Source organism: Janthinobacterium sp. JC611, from assembly GCF_018682595.1.
In the GTDB taxonomy this organism is placed as follows: Bacteria; Pseudomonadota; Gammaproteobacteria; order Burkholderiales; family Burkholderiaceae_D; genus Janthinobacterium.
Genome location: NZ_JAFLJN010000034.1, coordinates 294,267 through 314,560, shown reverse-complemented (window position 1 = coordinate 314,560; position 20,294 = coordinate 294,267). Strand labels below are relative to the sequence as shown.

Below are 20,294 nucleotides of genomic sequence, written 5' to 3'. Positions count from 1 at the left end.
AAAGCCGCCCCATCCGTGACCGCCATGGCCAGCTTCGCCCTTTTTTCCCGGTTGCATCGGCTCGCCGCCAGCCTTCGCCAGCTGGGCTGGCGCGACAGTGCGTGGCTGGCCCTGGCGCGGCTGCTGGAACGCGTGCCGGGCGGGCGCTGCGCGCTGTACCGTTATCAATTCGTCGCGCAGGCCGTGGCGCCCGGTTCGCTGTGCCGCGGGCGCGGCCAGGCGATCGCCGTCGCGCCCTGCCTGGCGGAGGCGGACTTGCCGCCCGGTCCCGAACGCCGGCCCGGCGCGCTGCGCGAACGCTACCGGCAAGGCGCGCAATGCCTGGTGGCGCGCAACGAGTCCGGCATGCTGGGCTGGATCTGGCTGCTGCGCCACGGCTGCCGGGAAGACGAGGTGCGCGCCCGCTATGCGCTGGCGTCGACGCAGTCGTCGTGGGACCTGGACGTGTGGGTGCATCCCGAGCAGCGCGGCGGCCTGGTCTTCGCCCGCCTGTGGGAAGAAGCCAACGCCGTGCTGCACGCGCAGGGCGTGCGCTGGTCGTGCAGCCGCATCTCGCGCTTCAACCGCGCCTCGCTGCGCGCCCATGCGCGCCTGGGTACGCACGCGCTGGGCACGGCCACCTTCCTTCGCTGCGGGCGCTGGCAATGGATGACCGCCAGCCTGCCGCCGTATCTGCACCTGTCGCGCGGGCCGGACGCCATCCCCTGCCTGGCCTTCGATACGTCTTCCCTGCCGTACACCCCTTCCCTGGAGCTGACATGCCGCATCTTGAAGCAGTAAAGCACATCCTCGACACCACCCTGGGCTTGAACGGACGCGCGCTGGAAGCCCACACGCCGCTGCTGGGCAGCGTGCCGGAACTCGACTCGATGGCCGTGATCGGCGTGATCGCCGCGCTGGAAGACCATTTCGGCATCACCGTCGCCGACGACGACATCCATGCGCGCCACTTCGCCACCGTGGGCGCCCTGCACGATTTCGTGTTTGCAAAGCTGCGACCATGAACGGCGCCTCCCTCGACGCCTTGCCGCTGCTGCCCTTCTTCCTGCCCGCCAGCGGCGGCCAGCGCTACTGCCTGCTGCACCTGCCGCCGCCGGGCCGCGGCGCGCGCGGCGGCATCGTCTACGTGCATCCCTTCGCCGAGGAACTGAACAAGAGCCGCCACGTGGCGGCCGCGCAGGCGCGCGCCTTTGCCAGCGTCGGCTACAGCGTGCTGCAGATCGACCTGTTCGGCTGCGGCGACAGCAGCGGCGACTTTGGCGAGGCGCGCTGGGACATCTGGCACAACGACCTGCACCTGGCTTGCGCGTGGCTGGCGCAGCGGGTCGACGGCCCGTTGACCCTGTGGGGCTTGCGCCTGGGCGCCCTGCTGGCCCTCGATTTCGCCAGCCGCGCGCCGCTGCCCCTGGCGCGTTTGCTGCTGTGGCAACCGGAACTCGATGGCAGGCGCGTCATCGACCGCTTCCTGCGCCTGCGCCTGGCCAGCGGCATGCTGGCCGGCGGCACACGGGAAGCGCCCGGCCAGGCGCGCGCCGCCCTGGCGGAAGGTAAACCTGTGGAAGTAGCAGGCTACCTGCTGGCGCCCGAGCTGGCGCGCGCCATCGATGGCGTCAGCGCCTGCGCGCTGCAGCCGTGCGTGCCGGCGGTGCCCGTCTACTGGCTCGATTACCAAGGGCCGGAACAGGCATCGGCGCCCTTGCCGCCGCTGGCGCGGCAATGGCGCGAGCACGGCGCCGCCGTCCACGTGGCCAGCTTCGGCGACGGACCGTTCTGGCACAGCGGCGAGCTGCTGGCGTGTCCGCAACTGCTGGACGCCACGCGTGCGCTGTGCCGCGACTGGCTCGACGAGGAAAGGACGTCCCCATGAAGCGCGACAGCAGTGCGCAGCACCTCGCAGGGCGGAGCGTGAACGAACTGGCCCTGCGTTTTCGCAGTGCGGCCGCAGGCGACGAGGCGCAGGCGCGCCTGGTCGGCATCCTCAGCCTGCCCGAGGCGCCCGGCCCGCGCGGCGTAGTGATCGTCACGGGCGGGCCGCAGTACCGCGTGGGCAGCCACCGCCAGTTCGTCCTGCTGGCGCGCGCCCTGGCCGCGCGCGGCACGCCCGTGCTGCGTTTCGACTTGCGCGGCATGGGCGACAGCGAGGGGCGCGCGCGCGATTACCGCGCCGCCGGTCCCGACATCGCCGGCGCGCTGGCGCAATTCTTCGCCGCCGTGCCAGCGCTGCGCGAGGTGGTGCTGTGGGGCTTGTGCGACGGCGCCACGGCCGCCGCCTGCCATGCGACAAGCGACGCGCGCGTCAGCGCGCTGGTCCTGCTCAATCCGTGGGTGCGCAGCAGCGCCGGCCTGGCGCGCGCCACCTTGCGCCACTACTATCTGCCACGCCTGCTGCAAGGCGATTTCTGGCGCAAGCTGAGCAAAGGCGGAGTGCGGCTGGGCGCCAGCCTGGCCTCGCTGCGGCAGGTGGCGGCCGCCACGCAGGAAGTGGCGCAGGAAGACGACGCGCCCGCGCCGGCCCTGCTGCGGGCGCTGGGGCAATTCCAGGGCAAGGTGTTGCTGGTCCTCAGCGGCGGCGACCTGGGCGCGCGCGAGTGGCAAGCCCTGCTCGATGGCGACGCGGCGTGGCGCGGCGTCGCCGCCCGCGCGCAATGGACGCGGGCGCAGGTCGATGGCGCCAACCACACCTTCGCCAGCGCCGCCTGGCGCGGCGAAGTGGAACAGCTGTGCGCACGGTGGCTGCAGTCATGGTAGCGCCGAGGCCAAAACGGGTGCTGATGATCGCCTACCATTTTCCCCCGCTTGCCGGCGGCAGCGGCATCCTGCGCACCCTGGGCTTCGCGCGCCACCTGCCCGACTGCGGCTGGCAGCCGCTCGTGCTCAGTCCCAGCGCCTTCGCGTATGCGCAGCGCGGCGATTCCCAGCTGGCGCGGATCGGCGCGCAAGCCACCGTGCGGCGCACCCTGGCGCTGGATGCGGCGCGCCACCTGGCCATCGGCGGACGCTATCCGCGCTGCCTGGCCCTGCCCGACCGCTGGAGTTCCTGGTGGCTGAGCGCCGTGCCGGCCGGCCTGCGCATGATCCGGCAATACCGCCCCGACGCCATCTGGTCGACGTATCCGATCGCCACGGCGCACCTGATCGCGCTGACCCTGCAAAAACTCAGCGGCCTGCCGTGGGTCGTCGACCAGCGCGACCCGATGCTGGACGACAGCGATCCGCTGGCGCCGTATCCGCCCGAAGCCCGCCTGCGCCGCATGCATGCGTGGATCGAACAGCGCATCGCGGCGCGCAGCGCGGCCATCGTCTGCACCACGCCGGGCGCCATCGCGGCGCATCAACGGCGCCTGCCACAGGTGGCGGGCGAGCGTTTCCGCCTGATCGAAAATGGCCATGACGATGACGACGACGAGGGCGCCGCGCCGCCGGACGGCCACCGCAGCCGCTTCCTGCTGTTGCACAGCGGCGTGATCTACCCGTCCGAGCGCGATCCGCAAGCGCTGTTCGAGGCCCTGGCCCGGCTGCGCCACGACGGCGTGCTACATGCGCACAATTTCCAGCTGGTGCTGCGCGCCGCGGGCCACGATGCGTGGCTGGGTGGATTGCTGGCGAAATACGGCGTCCATGATCTGGTGACCCTGGCGCCTTTGCAGCCGCACCATGCGGCGCTGCAGGAAATGCAGGCGGCCGACGGCTTGCTGCTGCTGCAGGCGGCCAACTGCAACGCACAGATTCCCGCCAAGCTGTATGAATACCTGCGCTGCCGCCGCCCCATCCTCGCGCTGACCGACCTGGCGGGCGACAGCGCGGCCAAGCTGCGCCAATGCGGCATCGACACCATCGGCCAGCTGGCCTCGAGCGGCGACTGCGCGCGCGCGCTGCTGCGCTTCCTGGAACTGGCGCACGCGGGCCGCGCACCGCTGGCCAGCGCCAGCACCATCGCCCTGCAATCGCGGCAGGCGCGCAGCCAGGCGCTGGCCGATTTACTGGACCACGTCAGCCACAGGAGAACACCATGAAACGTCTGCTCATCGGCTGCAGCCTGGCCGTCATCTGCGGCGGCGCTTCGGCCAAGGCCGCATGCCCGCCCTACGTCCAGGGTTCCACGGGCGGCGACTATACGAGCGCGGAAGACCGCAAAGGCCTGTCCGTGGTCGAAAGCTATCATTTCACGCGCGCCGTGGAAACGCTCACGCAGGGCAATACGGGCAGCGTGGGCGGCGACATCAGCTACACGCTCGAGCACTTCCCGAATCACCACCGGGCGCTGGCGTCGATGGCCAGGCTGGGCTTGCGCCTGAAAAGCGCCCAGCCGCATGGCGCCCGCTTTACGGTCAGCTGCTACTTCGAGCGGGCCATCGCCTTCGCGCCGCACGACGTCACGGCGCGCATGGTGTATGGCAGTTACCTGCTGGCCATGGGCCAGGATGCGACGGCGCTGGAGCAGCTGGACGCGGCCAGCCGCATGGCGCCCGAGCAAGCCACCATCCAGTACAACCTGGGCCTGATGTATGTGAAGAAGAAGGATTACGAGAAGGCCAGCGCGCACGCGCAAAAAGCCTATGCGCTGGGTTTTCCCTTGCCGGGGCTGAAGAACAAGCTGAAGGCGGCGGGCAAGTGGAAAGAACCGCCGCCGGCGCCCACTGGCGCCGACGCGGCGGCCGCCACAGCGGAAGAACCGGCCGTGCCGCCAGTTGAAAAACCTAGCGGGGAATGACGGCGAACCGATCCGCCACGCTCCAATGCCGCGTCGGCGAAGCGGCCAGCGCGGCGGCCAGGTCGCGCCGCGATTGCGCCTTGTCGGCGGCATTGCCGATATGCGTCATTTCCGCCGGCTGCAGCACGGTGGCGGTGAGCAGCATCACCTCGCCATACGGCGTGGCGCAGGATGGCGGAATGCCGCTTGCGCCCTGGGCCAGCAGCACGCCCACCTGTTCGTTTTCGTCTTCCAGTGCCTTGGGCGCATCGCGCAATTCCAGCGCCATCGACACGCTGCCGTGGCGCTGCACCAGCAAATCGATGGAGCCGTGATCGGCCACGTTCTGGCTGACCTGGTAAATCACGTCGAAGAGCCAGGATTGCGCCACTTCCTGGCCGTCGAAGGCGGACAGCGGAGCTTCGATGCACACTTCCAGCAGGTGGCCGCGCGGCACGAACACGTCGTCGTCATCCTCGAACGGATCGCTCAAGCCATCGCTGGCGATCACGATCGAGCCGGCACGGCGGATCACGCGCCAGGCCTGGCGCAACGAGGGCCAGCGCGGGCCGCCCATGAATGCCGGGTTGACCAGCGGCGCCAGCACGTCGGCATCGACTGTGCCCAGGGTGGCATAAAACGCGTCGCGCGCGGCGCAGGCCGCGGCCAGCATGCGCGCGCCCGCCTCCTTGCCGACGACGGCGTCGTCCGGTTGCGCTACTTGGGGAATGTCGTTATCAGGCATGTTATTAATCCTTTATTGACGACACCTGACAAAACCGTAGCGAGCGTACGCGCAGCAGGTTTTCTCAGGTGTCAATCGGCGGGTGGAAAGTCGTGATAATTACGGGGCAGATAGCCCCAGATGCGCGCCACCCGGCCGCGCACCTCGAAATCGAAGCCGATGCGCGCCAGCTCGGGCACGATCCACACGCCATGGTCGATGATGGTCTTCGGCAGCAGCATGCCCACGTGCTCTTCCGAATACAGGCTGATGTCGAACCACTCCACGCCCATGAACGGGAACGGCGGGTGGTAATCCCACTCCGTGTCCCAGCCCGACACATAGCCGGAGACGGAGCCGTAGCGGTACGAGGGCGCCCAATCGGGCTGCCCGCGCATGAAGGCCAGCAGTTCGTTCCACTTGCAGTCGCTGGCGGCGCCGGCCAGGTTGCGCCGCGCGATGTGGCCGCGCAGCTTGCGCTTGATGGCGTCGCCGCCGGCGTCGGCCAGCGGCAGGCTGGAATCCACCATCAGCGCGCGACCGGCTTGACCTTGGACGCGGCCAGCACGGCGCGCGCGCGGGCCGTGTCGATATCGTCGGCCGTGGCCAGCGCCACGCCCATGCGGCGGCGGGCGAACGATTCCGGCTTGCCGAACAGGCGCAAGTCGGCGCCCGGCACGCTCAAGGCGTCGGCCACGCCTTCGAAGGCGATGCCTTTCGCTTCCAGCTGGCCGTAGATGACGGCCGAGGCGCCGGGCGAACGCAGCGCCACGTTGACGGGCAAGCCGAGGATGGCTTTCGCGTGCAGCTCGAACTCGCTCTGCACCTGGCTGGCCATGGTGACCATGCCCGTGTCGTGCGGACGGGGGCTCACTTCCGAGAACCACACCATATCGTCCTTGACGAACAGCTCCACGCCGAACAGGCCCAGGCCGCCAAGGTTGTCCGTCACCTTGCGGGCGATCTCGCGCGCCCGTTCCAGCGCCAGCGGCGCCATGCGGGCCGGTTGCCACGATTCGACGTAGTCGCCATGCACCTGCAGGTGGCCGATCGGCTCGCAGAACTGCGTCTCGATGTGTCCCGATGCGCCCACGGCGCGCACCGTCAGCAAGGTGATTTCGTAATCGAAGTCGATGAAACCCTCGACGATGACCCGGCCCGTATCGACCCGGCTGCCGCTGGCCGCATACGCCCACGCCGTTTCCACGTCTTGCGCGCCATCGAGCTTGGACTGGCCCTTGCCCGACGAGGACATCACGGGTTTGACCACGCAGGGGAAGCCGATTTCCTGGCAGGCGGCCTGCAACTCCTGCAGGCTGCTGGCGAAGCGGTACGGCGACGTCGCCACGCCCAGGGTTTCCGCCGCCAGGGTGCGGATGCCTTCGCGGTTCATCGTCAGCACGGCCGCGCGCGCGTTCGGGATGCACGTGATTTTCCCCGCCGCCTCCAGCGCCGCCAGGGTATCGGTGGCGATGGCTTCGATTTCCGGCACGATCAGGTCCGGCTTTTCCAGCTCGATCAGGGCGGCCAGGGCCACGCCGTCGCTCATGTCGATCACGTGCGAGCGGTGCGCCACCGGGTGGCCGGGCGCGTTCGGATAGCGGTCGACGGCGATCACTTCCACGCCCAGCCGCTGCAGCGAAATGATCACTTCCTTGCCCAGCTCGCCGGAACCGAGCAGCATGACCTTGATGGCGGTGGAAGACAGGGGCGTGCCGAAGGTGCGGGGCGCGATGGTGCTGCTGGTGCTGCTGGTGCTGGTGGTCATGGCAGGGTCTGTAAGCGGATGGAAAGATGGCCGGGACTATAACAAATGCCGGCCATCTTGGACAGGGTGCGCCGCTGGCGTGCGGCCGCGCTACCCCGCATGCGCCCGCCTGATCTCGTCGATGTTGATCTTTTTCATGCCCATCATGGCCTGCATCGCGCGCCCGGCCTTGACGGAGTCGGGGTCCGTCAGCAGCTTGATCATGAGGGTGGGCACGATCTGCCACGACACCCCGAACTGGTCCTTGAGCCAGCCGCATTGCTGGGATTCCTTCGGCCCCCCTTCGGACAGCTGGTTCCAGTAGTGGTCGACTTCGTCCTGGGTTTCGCAGTTGACCTGGAAGGAGATCGCCTCGGAAAACTGGAACTGGGGCCCGCCGTTCAGTCCCGTGAACGTCTGGCCATCGAGTTCGAAGGCCACCGTCAGCACGCTGCCCGGCTCCTGGCCGTGGATTTCCCTGCCCTCCTCGCCATAGCGCAGGATCTGGCCGATCTTCGAATTGGGGAAAATCGCCGTATAAAACCGGGCCGCCGCCTCGGCCTTGCCGTTAAACCATAAACACGGGGTGATCTTTTGTACGCTGTGCATGATGTCTCCCTGGTCCGGTGTGTGGATACGCTGCCCTAATATAGTCACAATGGCGCCGACATGGCGCGCGGATCGCACCTGTTACCGTCCCGCAATGGCATCCCGCCCCAGCACGCCGGCGCTGGCCAGCAGCCGCAGCCGGGCCGAGCGCCATTCCGCCTGGCAACGGATACGCTCCTGCTGCGCCTCGAGCAGCGCCGACTGCGTGGCCAGCATTTCCAGGATGTCCGCCGCGCCCAGGCCGAACTTGCGCTGCACGCTGGCCTGGGCATCGCGCGCCGCATCCAGCCACGCCTGCGACGCCGCCAGGTTCGCCAGCGCCGTGCTCGCCTCCGCATGCGTCTTCACGAGGTCCATCAGGGTCTGCTGTTGCACTTCCTCGGCCTCCGCCTCCCTTTGCCCGGCCTGCGCCAGCGCGCCGCGCACCTTGTAATGGCGCGCAAAACCGTCGAACAGGGGGATGTTCAAGGAGATGCCCACCAGGGTTTCGCGCGTGGCGGCAGGCGACAATCCCTGGTTGGGCCGGCCGTTCTGGTAGACATTCGCCGTCAGGTCGATGCTGGGACGGCCCTCGGAGCGGGTCACGTCCACCCTGTCGCGCGCGGCCGCCAGCTGCGCCTGCGCCGCCACGATGGCCGGGTGCCGTTCACGGGCCAGCGCCAGCCAGGACTGCAACTCATCTTGCAAACCCTCGCGCAAGCCCGCCGCCTCGCCATCCGCGTCGTCGTCCAGGGTCAGGCCCGCATCGGCCGGCAAGCCCAGGGTATATACCAGCACGGCGCGGGCCTTCCGGAATTCGCCGTCGGCGCGGCTGGCGCCCAGCGTCGCCTTGGCCAGGGCGCTCGTCGCCTGCAGGGTGTCGCTGTGCGAGCCGAGGCCCCTTAGGGCGCGGCGCTGCGCGGCCAGCACCGTTTCATGCGCCAGCGCCGCGTACTCCTGGCGCATCCGCACGTTCGCCCGCGCCGTCTGCGCCTCGACATACGCGCCGACCGTCGCCGCCAGCGTCCTTTGCAGCACGGCGTCGCGGTTGGCCAGGGCCGCGTCCAGCATGGCTTGCGCCGCACGCTGGCCCGCCGCGCGCCCGCCGAAGTCGAACAAACGCCAGGACAGGTTCAGCGAGCCCGTATTGCTGGCCAGGTTGCTGGAAGCCGTTCGCGCGCCGGGATAGGCCGTGCGGTCATGCACCCGCCCCACTCCCGCATTCAGGGTGGGCAGATAGGCGGCCCTGGCTTCGCCCACCCCGGCCGCCTGCAGCCGGATGCCGGCCCAGGCGCCGTGCACCTGCACGTTGCGGCACAGGGCCAGGTCGACGGCGGCCGGCAGGGTCAATGGCACGCCCGCTTCGTAGGTGGACGGGCACGGGGGAGCGTCGCCGTCCCCTTCGTCCCGCGCCTGCACGGCCGCACTGGCCAGCAGCAAACCGGCGGCGATGGCCATGGCGCGGCGTCTAGCGTTCATGCAGCGCCTCCTTCTGGTGCTGCGCCAGCGGCGAGAGCACGTATTCGATCACCCGTCTCGTCCCCGTGCGGATTTCCGCGCGCACGGCCATGCCGGCCGACAGCGGCACCAATCTGCCGTCGATGACGATGGCCGGCTGGCGCAGCGTGATCCTGACGGCATACACGAGACCCTTCTTCTCGTCCTCGATGGCGTCGCGCGAGACGCTGCTGACGACGGCTGGCACGGTGCCATACTTGGTGTAGTCGAAGGCGTCGACCTTGATGGCGACGGCCTGCCCTGCCTGCACGAAGCCGACGTCGCGGTTTTCCAGCATGGCGTCGATTTCCAGCCGGCCCTGGCGCGGCACGATCTGCATCAGCGCCTGCGCGGCCGGCACCACGCCGCCCACCGTGTGCAGTTTCAGCTGCTGCACCGTGCCGTCGACGGGAGCGGCGAGGCGCAGCAGGCTGCCGCGGGCGCCCGCCCGGCGCGCATCCTGGCCGCTGGCCGCCGCCACCCTGGCCCCTTCCGTCAGCGCGTCGTAGGCATCCTTGCGCGTCTGCGCCACCAGGGCCGCGCGCTCGCTGCGGGCCGACGCCAGCTGGCCGGCCAGGTCGATGCGCGCCTGTTCCTTTTCCAGCCACGCATGTTCGGCCACGTCGCGCGTGGCCAGCAGCGCCCGGTAATCGCCGGCCCGCTGCGCGGCCAGCGGCAGCGCCTGGGCGTAGCGGGCAATCTCTCCATCGAGATGCGCCAGCCTGGCGCGAAAACTCGCGTACTGTCCCTCCACGTGCGCTTGCGCGGCCACCCGCTCGGCTGCCGACGCTTGCTCCGGCGCCGCCAGCTTCGGCACCGTCAAGCTGTCGACGGCGGCGATCAGCGCGCGCGCACGGGCCATGTGCAGCGCGGCCGCCACGGCGTCGCCGGCCGCCTTGTCGCGCTCGGCGTCGGGGCCGCGGCTGTCGAGTTCCACCAGCAGCTCGCCCGCCTTCACGGCTTGCCCTTCCTTCACGTGCAGGGCGAGCACGGCGGCCACGTCGACGGAGGCGATGGTCTTGGTGTTACCCGAGGGAATGATCTTGCCGGCCGCGTTGACGATGATGTCGACCTGGCCGAAGACGGCCCACAGCACCACGCAGCCCACCAGCAGCATCAGCACCCTGGCAGTGAAGCGCAACGATGGCGACACGGGCCGCTCCTGCAGCGCCAGCGCGGCCGGCAGGAAGGCCGCCTCGTCTTCGCTCAGCACGGGGCCGCCCAGGGCGGCGCGGCTTTGCCAGCTGTGCCGCAGCACCTGGCCGTAGCGTTGCAGCAGCTCGCCATACGCGGCCAGACGGTGCCCGGCGCTCATGCGGCGCTCCCGCCGCTATTTCCGCTACTGCCCTGCTGCAGGCTGTACAGATGGGCGTAGATGCCGCCCGGCTGCGCCACGAGCGCGTCGTGCGTGCCCAGTTCGGCCACCTGCCCCCGCTCCATGACGACGATGCGGTGCGCCGCGCGCACGGCCGACAGGCGGTGGGCGATGATCAGCACGGTGCGCCCCGCGCAGATGCCGCGCATATTGTCCTGGATGATTTTTTCCGATTCGTAGTCGAGCGCGCTCGTCGCTTCGTCGAAGATCAGGATGCGGGGATCGCCGATCAGGGCGCGGGCGATGGCGATGCGCTGGCGCTGGCCGCCCGACAGGCCCGTTCCATGCTCGCCCACCATGGTCTCGTAGCCTTCAGGCAACTCGCAAATGAAATCGTGGGCGCCCGCCAGTTTCGCCACGGCGATGACGGCCTCGATGGGCAGCGCCGGGTCGCTCAGGGCGATGTTGTCGCGCACGGAGCGGTTGAACAGGATGTTTTCTTGCAGCACCACGCCGATCTGGCGCCGCAGCGAAGCCGTGTCGATGACGGCGATATCCTGGCCGTCGATCAGCACCTTGCCCCGCTCGGGAAGGTAGAGGCGCTGCGCCAGCCGCGTCAGGGTGCTCTTGCCGGAGCCGGAACGCCCGACGATGCCGATCACTTCGCCCGGCGCGATGCTGATCGAGACGTTGCGCAGCACCTCGGCCGCATCGGGCCGGTAGCGGAAACCCACTTGCTGGAACTCGATGGCGCCGGCGATGCGCGGCAGGCGCGCCTTGCGGCCGCCCGCGCCGTGACTGCCTGATTCCGTGCGCGCATTGAGGATATCGCCCAGCCGGCTCATCGAGATGCCCACTTGCTGGAAATCGTTCCACAGCTGCGCCAGGCGCAAAATGGGCGAGGCCACCTGCCCGGCCAGCATATTGAAGGCGACCAGTTCGCCCACCGTCATCTTGCCGTCGATGACGAGGGTGGCGCCCCACCACATGATGGCCGCCGTCACCAGCTTGCTCACCAGCGTGACGCCGCCGCTGGCCAGCATGCCGATGTTATTCGCCGACAAGCCCGCCGCGACATAGCCGGCCAGCTGCCTTTCCCACTGCTGCTGCCAGCGCGGCTCGACGGCCATGGCCTTGAGCGTGTCGACGCCGCTGATGGTTTCGACGAGAAAGGACTGGTTTTCCGCGCTGCGGTTGAATTTCTCGTTCAGGCGGCCCCGCAGCACGGGCGTGAGCAGCATCGACAGGACGGCGTAGACGGGAATCGATACGAGCACGACGACGCTGAGCGCGGCGCTGTACCACAGCATGGCGGCGATGAAGATGAAGGAAAACAGCAAGTCCAGCACCAGGGTCATCGCGTTGCCGGTGAGAAAAGAACGGATGTTTTCCAGTTCATGGATGCGCGCCACGGAATCGCCCACGCGGCGCGCCTGGAAATACGCGATCGGCAAGGCCAGCAAGTGGCGGAACAGGCGCGCGCCCAGTTCCACGTCGATCTTGCTGCTGGTGCGCGCGAATACATAGGTGCGTATCTGGCCCAGCACGGCTTCGAAGACGATGGCGCAGACGAGGCCGATGGCCACCACGTTCAGGGTCCGCATGGCGTGGTTGACCAGCACCTTGTCCATTACCACCTGGAAAAACAGGGGCGTGGCCAGGCCGATCAGTTGCAGCACGAAGGAAATCAGCAATACTTCGCCCAGCAGCCTGCGGTACTTGACGATGGCGGGGATGAACCAGCTGAAGTCGAAATGGGCCGTCTCGCCCGCATAGCTGGCCTTGCTGGTAAATAAGATCAATTCGCCCGTCCAGGCGGCGAGAAAGGCGTCACGGCCCAGGATGTGCGGCGGCTGGCCCGGCTGCTGGAGCAGCACCTTGCTCACGCCGCCGTCGTCCGTGTCGACCTTGCCGAGGATAAAGAAACGGCCAGCGGTGTCGATGGCGATGGCCGGCAGCGGCGCCTGCGCCAGCCGTCCAGGCGCCTGGCGCAGCAGCTTGGCCGTCAGGCCCAGCTGTTTCGCGGCCAGCAGGATGGTTTGGCGCGTGAACACGGCCTGGCCGAAGGCGTGCTTGAGCTGGGCGCCGTCGGCGGCGATGCCGTGCAGGCTGGCCATCAGCAGCAGCGACAGCAAGCCCGTGTCGGGTGAAGCAGGTTCCAGAGGGGGCGTATCGTGGCGATATGAAAATGCGGTCATTGGATCATGTCAGAAATTCAATGGCGCAGCCTGGCTGGGGCTGTTCACCCCGGCCAGGCTGCGTGCTGGTGAAACTAGGCTGTCAAACGATCAATGCGCCGCCGCCAGCTGGATCTGCGTCGACGGGCCGCCTTGCGCCGACCACGGCGCCGAGGCCGCCGCAGGCACGGCGAAGCTGGCCATGGCTTGCACCAGTTGCGCCGCATCCGCCTGCCAGCCGCCAAAGCCGGCCGCACTGGCGGCCTGCGTTGGTTGCGCGGCGCGCCAGTTCTGCGCCAGGGCCGGCGCCAGGATGGCGGCCGTGCCGGCAGGCAAGGTGAGCTGGCCGGCCGCCGGCGGCGTCAGGCCAGCCATCGCCTGCACGAGGTTTTGCACATTGCTGCCTTGCAAGACGCGGCCATCGGCCATGCGAAATTCCTCGATGCGCACCGGCGTGTCCGAGTACCAATTGTTGATTGTGATCTTGTCCGTGGTGCCGATGGTGCTCACTTCCAGGTGCGCGCCCACCTGGCGGAACCACAGCTGTTCGGCATTGACGCCGGCCAGGAAGGAAACGACGTCGTGGCTGCCCGCCTCCACCACCTCCGCGATGATGTCGGCGCCGTCGCCGCGGGCGAAGACATAGGTGTCGTTGCCCGACGCGCCAGCCAGGGTGTCGTCGCCCTTGCCTCCCTGAAAAGTATCGTTGCCGGCCCCGCCGAACAGGATGTTCTTGATTTCATTGCCAACCAGCACGTCATCGAAGGTGCTGCCGATGAGAATATTGAAATTGGCCAGCACGTCGACGCCAGGACGCGCCGTCATGGGACCGCCGACCGGTGCGAAGACAGCCGTCACGCCGGCCGTGGCGTTGGCGTAATTGACCGAGTTGCCCGCGCCTGCACCGTCGAGCACGTTGCCGCCCGGGGTCTCCACATAAAACACATTGCTGGTGTAGGCGCTGCCCGTCACCGTCAGGCCAGTGCCGTTCAGGCGCACGTTTTCCACGTTGTCGGCCACCGTGTAGTTGATGCTGGTGTACACGGTATCGTTGCCGCCGTTGCCCCGTTCGTCGATGAAGTCGCCGGCGTGGTTGACGTGATACGTGTCGTCGCCGCCCAGGCCCTGCAGCAGGTCGGCGCCGGCGCTGCCGTAAAGAATATCGGCATTCGCCGTCCCAGTGAAGGTTTGCCCCGTCGGCTGCGTGGGGCCGTTGAAGTGCCAGGCCTGGGCCAGCACGGGCGCCAGGGCGGCGGCCGTGGCGGCCGGCAAGGTCAGCTGGCCCAGCGCCGGCGGCGCCAGGCTCACCATCGCCTGCACCAGCAATTGCACGTCGGCGCCGCGCAGGACGTGGCCGGCGGCCGTGCGGAATTCCTCGATGTTCGGCACGGCCGCGTTCCAGGCGCGGATGGTGATCTTGTCCGTGGTGCCGATGGTGCTCACTTCCAGGTCCGCGCCCACCTGGCGAAACCACAGCTGGTCGATGTTGACGCCGGCCAGGAAGGCGATGGTGTCGACATTCGCATCGGCGGACGCTTCGGCGATGACGTCGGCGCCGTCGCCGCGCGCAAAGACATAGGTATCGTCGCCCAGGCCGCCGACGAGGAAATCGTCGCCCTTGCCGCCTTGCAAGGTATCGTTGCCCAAGCCGCCGGACAGGGTGTTGGCCAGTTCATTGCCAGTGAGCACGTCATCATGGGCGCTACCTGTCACGCTGGAAATATTGACCAGCACATCGCTGCCAGGCAAGAACGCGGTACTGCCGCCGACGGCAGCGATGGTCGCCGTGGCGCCCGCCTTGGAACCGGCATAGGTGGCCGAATTATTGCTGCCGACGCCATACAACACGTTGCCGCCAGCCACGTCGACGTGGAAGACGTTGCCGCTGCCATTGCCCGTCACCGTCAGGCCGGCGGCCGCGACATGCACCTCTTCGACATTGGCGGCCAGGGTGTGGTCGACCGTCGTGTAGACGGTGTCGCGGCCGCCGCCAGCCTGTTCGATGACCACATCCGCGCCATGATTGACGTAATAGATGTCATCACCGGCCAGGCCCGCCATCACGTCGGCGCCCGCCGTGCCCTTGATGATGTCGGGGTTTGCCGTGCCGGTGAAAACGCCATTGCCGGGCTGGTTTGGTCCCTCGGTGCGCCAGTTTTGCGCCAGCACTGGCGCCAGGACGGTGGCTTCGTAGACAGGCAACGTCAGCTGGCCGGCCGGCGGCGGCGTCAGGCCCGCCATCGCCTGCACCAGGTTTTGCACGTCGCTGCCCAGCAGCACGTGGCCGTCGGCCGTGCGGAATTCCTGGATGCGGGGCGCGATGCCCTCGCTGTACCAGCCGCCGATGGTGATCTTGTCGCCGGTGCCGATGGTGCTCACTTCCAGGTTCGAACCGACCTTGCGGAACCACAGCTGGTCGGCGCTGACGCCGGCCAGGAAGGAAACGACATTGTGCGCCCCCGCTTCGGCCATTTCGGTGATGAAATCGGCACCGTCGCCACGGGCAAAAATATAGGTGTCGTCGCCGCCCAAGCCAATCAGCTGATCATCGCCCTGGCCACCGCGCAAGGTATCGTTACCAATACCGCCCAGGAGGCTGTTTTTAAGTTCATTGCCGATCAGCACATCATCGAATTTGCTGCCGATGAGGTTGGCGAAGTTGAGCAGCACATCGCTGCCTGGCGGGGCCGTGAGCGGGCCATTCGGCCCGGACAGGGTCGCCGTCACGCCCGTGCGGGAACCGATATACACGACCGAGTTGCCCATGCCGCCGCCATCGATCCTGTTGCCGCCTGCCGTGTCGACGTAGAAGATATTATTGGTATTGGCGCTGCCCGTGACGGTCAGCCCGGCGGCGGTCAGGTACACTTTCTCCACGTTCTCGGCCACCGTGTAATTGACGCTGGTGTACACGCTATCGCTGCCGCCGTTGGCCAGTTCGACGATCACGTCGCCGCTGTCGTTGACGTAATACGTGTCGTCGCCGGCCAGGCCTTCGAGCACGTCCGCGCCCGTGGTGCCGGTGAGCACATCCGCGTTCGCCGTGCCGGTGAAGCGCTGCGGGGCGGCCGCGACTCCGTTCAGGTATGCCTCGATGGCGGACATGCCGTCGTCGGCGGCGGTGGAAGTTTGCGATGCAAATTTTTCAGTCATGTTGCAGTTTCCTGTCATTAAACGTCAAAACCAAGAGTGAATATGTCGGCGCAAGCTGACATGCAAGGCAAAAGTCCCGGCCGCCTTCGCTTGCCGTTCAGCCTGCACCTTCAACGGTCCGGCACTTTCGGCGCAGGGACGGCGCGCGGTTGAACGCCGCCTCGCATGCACGCCGTATTGACGTTCCAGCGGGCGTAACACTGTTGTTTGTCACGCAAATGTCACACTGCGGGGCGGCAGGCAGGCGGCGAAGGAAGCGCGCTCGCTTGAAAGCCGGGCGCCAAACGTCTGGCCCTGCGGCTGCGCCACCAGGAAATCGATGAACATGCGCAGGCGCGGCTGGACCTGGCGGCGCTGGTGGCGTATTTACCTGGACAGGATGGGACTCACGCGTCGAGGCCGTAGAACACGGCGACGAGGATGGCGATGTTGTTGCAGGCGCGGGAAAAGGTCGTTGTCGCGTAGGCAACGGCCACGCCGGGGCCGCGGTAGCGCAGGTAGACAAAGCTGAACATGGCGCCGGACCCCAGCGCGACGATGGCGTGCAGCAAGCCGCCGCTGATGTAATGCACGATGGCCCACAGGATGGCGCCGATAAAAATGCTCAGCTGGCGGCTGGCGCCCAGGCGCTTGAGGATTTCCAGCGGCAGCAGCTGGCCGAGGAAGGTTTCCAGGATGGGAGAATAGATGACGACCCAGAACACCAGCAGGGGCAGCGACATTTCGCGCTTGAACTTGGCCAGGCCCGTGTGCGCGCCCCAGTATTCGGGCGGCAACAGCCATTTGGTGAGGAACAGGATGGCAAAGCACAGCATGCAGGTGAGCAAACCCCAGCCGAGGCCGGCAAGGGCCAGCTGCGGCACGGGCGGCGCCGGTCCGTCGTCGTCCGGGCTGGATAGATCATGGCTGCTGCGCACTTGCATGGGGCGTCCTGGCTGGTCCTGACGGTGATCCAGCTCTCATTGTAGCGCGGAATAGAACGCGTGGCGCATGGCTGCCGGCGCGCCGCGGCGCGTCCGCCGTCAGGCCGCCAGGCGCAGGCGAGCGTTGGCCGGCGCGGCCAGCTTGAAGATGCCCACTTCCTGCTCCAGCTGCGCCGCCTGCTGCTGCAGTTCGTGCGCGGCGGCGGCCGCCTGCTCGACCAGGGCCGCGTTTTGCTGGGTGACCCTGTCCATGTCGACGATGGCGCGGTTGACCTGTTCGATGCCGGCGCCCTGCTCCTGCGTGGCGTGGCTGATCTCGGCCATGATGCCCGTCACCCTGCCGATGCCGGCCACCACGTCATGCATGGTGGCGCCCGCCTGCTCGACGAGCACCGTGCCCGTGCCCACCTTGCTGACGGAATCGTCGATCAGCAGCTTGATTTCGCGCGCGGCGGCGCTTGACCTCTGCGCCAGGCTGCGCACCTCGGTGGCGACGACGGCGAAGCCGCGCCCCTGTTCGCCCGCGCGCGCCGCTTCCACGGCCGCGTTCAAGGCGAGGATATTCGTCTGGAAGGCGATGCCGTCGATGACGCCGATGATGTCGACGATCTTGTTCGACGAGGCATTGATGAGGCCCATGGTGTGCACCACTTCGGCCACCGCCTTGCCGCCCTGCTCGGACACCTTCGACGCTTCGCGCGCCAGGCGGTTTGCCTGCTGGGCGTTGTCCGCATTCTGGCGCACGGTGGAAATCAGTTCTTCCATCGATGAGGCCACCTCTTCCAGCGACCCGGCCTGCTGCTCCGTGCGCTGCGACAGATCGCGGTTGCCGGAAGCGATCTCGGTCGAGGCCGTGGCGATGCTTTCCGTGCCGTGGCGCACCTTGCCGACGATGGCGGCCAGGTTGTCGCGCATGGTCTTGATGGCAAACAGCAAGCTGCTGTCGTCGCCGTCGCGCGTGTGCACGTCGATGGCCAGTTCACCGAGCGCGATGCGCCCGGCGATCGAGGCCGCATACGCCGGTTCGCCGCCCAGCTGGCGCAGCAATCCCCGCGTGATGACGGTGGCGACCGCTACACAAATGAGCACGCTGAGCGCGGCCAGCACGCCGATCCAGCGCAGCGACTGGCCGTAGATGGCGCGCGCGGCCACGCTGGCCTGCTCCGATTCGCGCAGCACGTTTTTCAGCACGGCGTCGATATCGGCGACGATCTGGCGCCGCAGCGGGCTGCATTCCTCGACGAGGAAGGTGCCGTACTGCTCCATCTGCCCGCTGGCGCGGAACTGGCGCGGCCGCTGCAATTCCCGCGCCATGGTTGTGAGGCCCGTGCTGACCTTCTCGAATTGCGCATCGCCGGCGAACTGCGGCGCCAGGCGGGCCAGCGCTTCCAGGTACAGCGCCTTCTGGCTGTCGAGGATGGCCAGCTCTTTTTCGGCGGCGGCCTGCTCATGGAAGATATACGCGTTGCGGGCGGCCAGGCCCGTCTGGCCGAGCGCTTCGCGCGCCACGTACAGGGGTTCTAGTTTTTCCAGTTGGACTTTTTCTTGCGCGTCCATGGCGCCGGAGATGGCGCCGATGCGCAGCAGCGCGAATGCCGCCAGCACCAGCATCAGTAGCACCAGCAGCCCGAAACCTGCGCTCAGGCGCGCGCCTATCGTCAAACGATTGAATGACATCATTGTTGTTATTGCCCTGTAATAAAGTTGATTGTTGCTGGTTATCTGAAAACCAGCGATCTGCTCGCCGTCGTGTTGCCTTTCCCGCATGGCGCGGGATGGGTCTCCAACTGGCGTTTTTTGGGCAGTCAGCTTCTAATGTCGGGCAATGCAGGCGCGCGGGACAGCCCCTCACGCCATACAACAGCACACTGCATTATAAGCGAACAGCGTTATGGATGATTCCACGCGTCCGCTTTTAATGCCTTGATGCAAGTCAACAGCGGGAGTATCAGCCCGCGCCCGGGGCGTCGACGACGGCCATGGTGATGCGCGAAATGCAGCACAGCTTGCGGTCGTCGTCAACGATGCGGATTTCCCAGACCTGGCTGGTGCGGCCCCGGTGGATCGGCGTGGCGCGCCCCGTCACCTGGCCGCCGCGCACGCCGCGCAGGTGGTTGGCATTGATTTCCTGGCCCACGCTCACGTGGCGGCGGGAGTCGAGACAGGCATTCGCGGCCATGCTGCCCAGGGTTTCGGCCAGCAGCACGGAGGCGCCGCCATGCAGCAGCTTGAACGGTTGCATGGTGCGGTGGTCGACGGGCATGGTGGCCTCGATCCAGTCGGGGCCGAAGGCCGTGAAGACGATGCCCAGGTGGCGCATGGCCGTGCCTGCACTGGCGGCGTTGAGGGTGGCCAGGTCGAGCGGTGCGTGCCAGATTTCCATCGTTACCTCGTATTATTGTAGAGAAAGGGCCATTGTAGGACAGTGCTTGCCCGAGTGCCGCTTCATCTTTCCTTCACCCTGGCACGGGGTGGCGCCGGCATTAACTGGTTATAATTGCCCCATTCTTAAAAAACGAGGTTGTGTATGAAGTGGGCCTTGCTGGGCATTTTTGTGTTTTCCGTTTTACATATTCATTTTCGTGGCAAGGTGCGCCTGCCGTTTCGCCGCCAGATCTTCGATCACTCCTCGTTCATGGCGCCGCTGAACCTGTTCATGCACACCTTTTCCAAGGTGCCGGCCACGCCCTATTTAGCCGTCGAGCAATTCCCGGAATTGGCGCCGCTGCAACAGAACTGGCAGATCATCCGCGATGAAGCGCTGCGCATGCAGGAAATGAAGAAGATCAAGGCGGCGGAAAAGAACAATGACGTGGGTTTCAATTCCTTCTTCAAGTATGGCTGGAAGCGTTTCTACCTGAAATGGTATGACGCGAACCACCCGTCGGCACAGCAGATGTGCCCGCAAACCTATGCGCTGCTGCAATCGATTCCCTCGATCAAGGCGGCCATGTTCGCGGAACTGCCGCAAGGCGGCAAGCTCAACCCGCACCGCGACCCGTTCGCCGGTTCCCTGCGCTACCACCTGGGCTTGCAGACGCCGAACGACGACCGCTGCTTCATCGACGTCGATGGCGAACGCCACAGCTGGCGCGACGGCCAGGCCGTGATGTTCGATGAAACGTATATCCACTGGGCGCGCAACGATGCCGACAGCGACCGCATCATCCTGTTCTGCGACATCGAACGCCCGATGCGCTACCGCTGGGCGCAAGGCTTGAACCGCTGGCTGGGCCGCACCCTGATGACGGCCGCCGCCTCGCCCAACGAGCTGGGCGACCAGGTGGGCGGCGTGAGCAAGCTGTTCCAGATTTCCTGGACCATGGGCCAGTACCGCCGCCGCTTCAAGGCGTGGAACAAGACGGCCTACCAGGTCACCCGCGTGGCGCTGGTGGTCGGCATCGTCGCGCTGATCTACTTTATCTAGGCGGCAGCCTTGCCTGTTTGACAGAAGTTTGACAGAAACCGCCTTCGGGCGGT

The 20,294-nt window shown here is 67.3% G+C and carries 18 protein-coding genes; 7 read left to right on the top strand and 11 right to left on the bottom strand.

The genetic code is table 11. From position 1 onward, the window contains the following. Window positions 1-24: 24 nt before the first annotated feature. From J0O65_RS21905 to J0O65_RS21880, 6 genes are read left to right on the top strand one after another with little or no spacing between them, the layout of a single operon-like run. Window positions 25-780, top strand: coding sequence for a GNAT family N-acetyltransferase (locus tag J0O65_RS21905; protein ID WP_251373894.1), 756 nt, complete (start codon window positions 25-27; stop codon window positions 778-780). Beyond that, window positions 759-1,004 carry an acyl carrier protein gene (locus tag J0O65_RS21900; protein WP_215409298.1) on the top strand — a complete coding sequence of 82 codons (246 nt, stop codon included), beginning with the start codon at window positions 759-761 and terminating at the stop codon, window positions 1,002-1,004. The genes J0O65_RS21905 and J0O65_RS21900 overlap by 22 nt, the downstream gene beginning before the upstream one ends. Continuing rightward, window positions 1,001-1,867 (top strand): hydrolase 2, exosortase A system-associated, encoded by an 867-nt coding sequence (locus J0O65_RS21895; protein ID WP_215409297.1) that lies wholly within the window; start codon window positions 1,001-1,003, stop codon window positions 1,865-1,867. The genes J0O65_RS21900 and J0O65_RS21895 overlap by 4 nt, the downstream gene beginning before the upstream one ends. Next, a complete protein-coding gene (locus J0O65_RS21890) occupies window positions 1,864-2,748 on the top strand; it encodes a hydrolase 1, exosortase A system-associated (RefSeq protein WP_215409296.1) in 885 nt (294 codons plus the stop codon). The genes J0O65_RS21895 and J0O65_RS21890 overlap by 4 nt, the downstream gene beginning before the upstream one ends. Continuing rightward, window positions 2,742-4,013 carry a glycosyltransferase gene (locus J0O65_RS21885; RefSeq protein WP_251373893.1) on the top strand — a complete coding sequence of 424 codons (1,272 nt, stop codon included), beginning with the start codon at window positions 2,742-2,744 and terminating at the stop codon, window positions 4,011-4,013. Before J0O65_RS21890 ends, J0O65_RS21885 begins: the two co-directional genes overlap by 7 nt. After that, window positions 4,010-4,711, top strand: a complete 702-nt coding sequence (locus J0O65_RS21880) for an ABC transporter permease (protein ID WP_215409294.1) — start codon at window positions 4,010-4,012, stop codon at window positions 4,709-4,711. Before J0O65_RS21885 ends, J0O65_RS21880 begins: the two co-directional genes overlap by 4 nt. Here J0O65_RS21880 and J0O65_RS21875 read toward each other — a convergent pair. From J0O65_RS21875 to J0O65_RS21825, 11 genes are all read right to left on the bottom strand, one after another. After that, complete coding sequence (locus J0O65_RS21875; RefSeq protein WP_215409293.1) at window positions 4,698-5,435, bottom strand: hypothetical protein; 738 nt, start codon at window positions 5,433-5,435, stop codon at window positions 4,698-4,700. The genes J0O65_RS21880 and J0O65_RS21875 overlap by 14 nt on opposite strands. Window positions 5,436-5,506: 71 nt before the next feature. Then, window positions 5,507-5,944, bottom strand: coding sequence for a DUF6678 family protein (locus J0O65_RS21870; protein ID WP_251373892.1), 438 nt, complete (start codon window positions 5,942-5,944; stop codon window positions 5,507-5,509). Next, window positions 5,944-7,182: a formate-dependent phosphoribosylglycinamide formyltransferase gene (purT, locus tag J0O65_RS21865; protein ID WP_215409292.1), complete on the bottom strand. Its 1,239-nt coding sequence runs from the start codon at window positions 7,180-7,182 to the stop codon at window positions 5,944-5,946. The genes J0O65_RS21870 and purT overlap by 1 nt, the downstream gene beginning before the upstream one ends. Window positions 7,183-7,272: 90 nt before the next feature. Continuing rightward, on the bottom strand, window positions 7,273-7,770 hold the full coding sequence (locus J0O65_RS21860) for a VOC family protein (RefSeq protein WP_251373891.1): 498 nt from the start codon (window positions 7,768-7,770) through the stop codon (window positions 7,273-7,275). An 81-nt stretch (window positions 7,771-7,851) separates the two neighbouring features. Then, window positions 7,852-9,228 (bottom strand): TolC family protein, encoded by a 1,377-nt coding sequence (locus J0O65_RS21855; protein WP_215409291.1) that lies wholly within the window; start codon window positions 9,226-9,228, stop codon window positions 7,852-7,854. Continuing rightward, window positions 9,218-10,561 (bottom strand): HlyD family type I secretion periplasmic adaptor subunit, encoded by a 1,344-nt coding sequence (locus tag J0O65_RS21850; RefSeq protein ID WP_215409290.1) that lies wholly within the window; start codon window positions 10,559-10,561, stop codon window positions 9,218-9,220. Before J0O65_RS21850 ends, J0O65_RS21855 begins: the two co-directional genes overlap by 11 nt. Next, window positions 10,558-12,759: a type I secretion system permease/ATPase gene (locus J0O65_RS21845; protein ID WP_215409289.1), complete on the bottom strand. Its 2,202-nt coding sequence runs from the start codon at window positions 12,757-12,759 to the stop codon at window positions 10,558-10,560. The genes J0O65_RS21850 and J0O65_RS21845 overlap by 4 nt, the downstream gene beginning before the upstream one ends. Window positions 12,760-12,849: 90 nt before the next feature. Next, window positions 12,850-15,891: a calcium-binding protein gene (locus tag J0O65_RS28175; protein WP_215409288.1), complete on the bottom strand. Its 3,042-nt coding sequence runs from the start codon at window positions 15,889-15,891 to the stop codon at window positions 12,850-12,852. A 386-nt stretch (window positions 15,892-16,277) separates the two neighbouring features. Then, a complete protein-coding gene (locus J0O65_RS21835) occupies window positions 16,278-16,814 on the bottom strand; it encodes a CPBP family glutamic-type intramembrane protease (RefSeq protein WP_215409287.1) in 537 nt (178 codons plus the stop codon). A gap of 99 nt (window positions 16,815-16,913) precedes the next feature. Continuing rightward, the gene (locus J0O65_RS21830; RefSeq protein ID WP_215409286.1) at window positions 16,914-18,494 is read right to left on the bottom strand and encodes a methyl-accepting chemotaxis protein; all 1,581 of its coding nucleotides are present in this window, start codon (window positions 18,492-18,494) and stop codon (window positions 16,914-16,916) included. A gap of 268 nt (window positions 18,495-18,762) precedes the next feature. Further along, window positions 18,763-19,197 (bottom strand): hotdog fold thioesterase, encoded by a 435-nt coding sequence (locus tag J0O65_RS21825; protein WP_215409285.1) that lies wholly within the window; start codon window positions 19,195-19,197, stop codon window positions 18,763-18,765. 144 nt (window positions 19,198-19,341) lie between these two features. Here J0O65_RS21825 and lpxO point away from each other — a divergent pair, with 144 nt between their 5' ends. After that, window positions 19,342-20,241, top strand: a complete 900-nt coding sequence (lpxO, locus tag J0O65_RS21820; RefSeq protein ID WP_215409284.1) for a lipid A hydroxylase LpxO — start codon at window positions 19,342-19,344, stop codon at window positions 20,239-20,241. The last annotated feature ends 53 nt before the right edge of the window (window positions 20,242-20,294 follow it).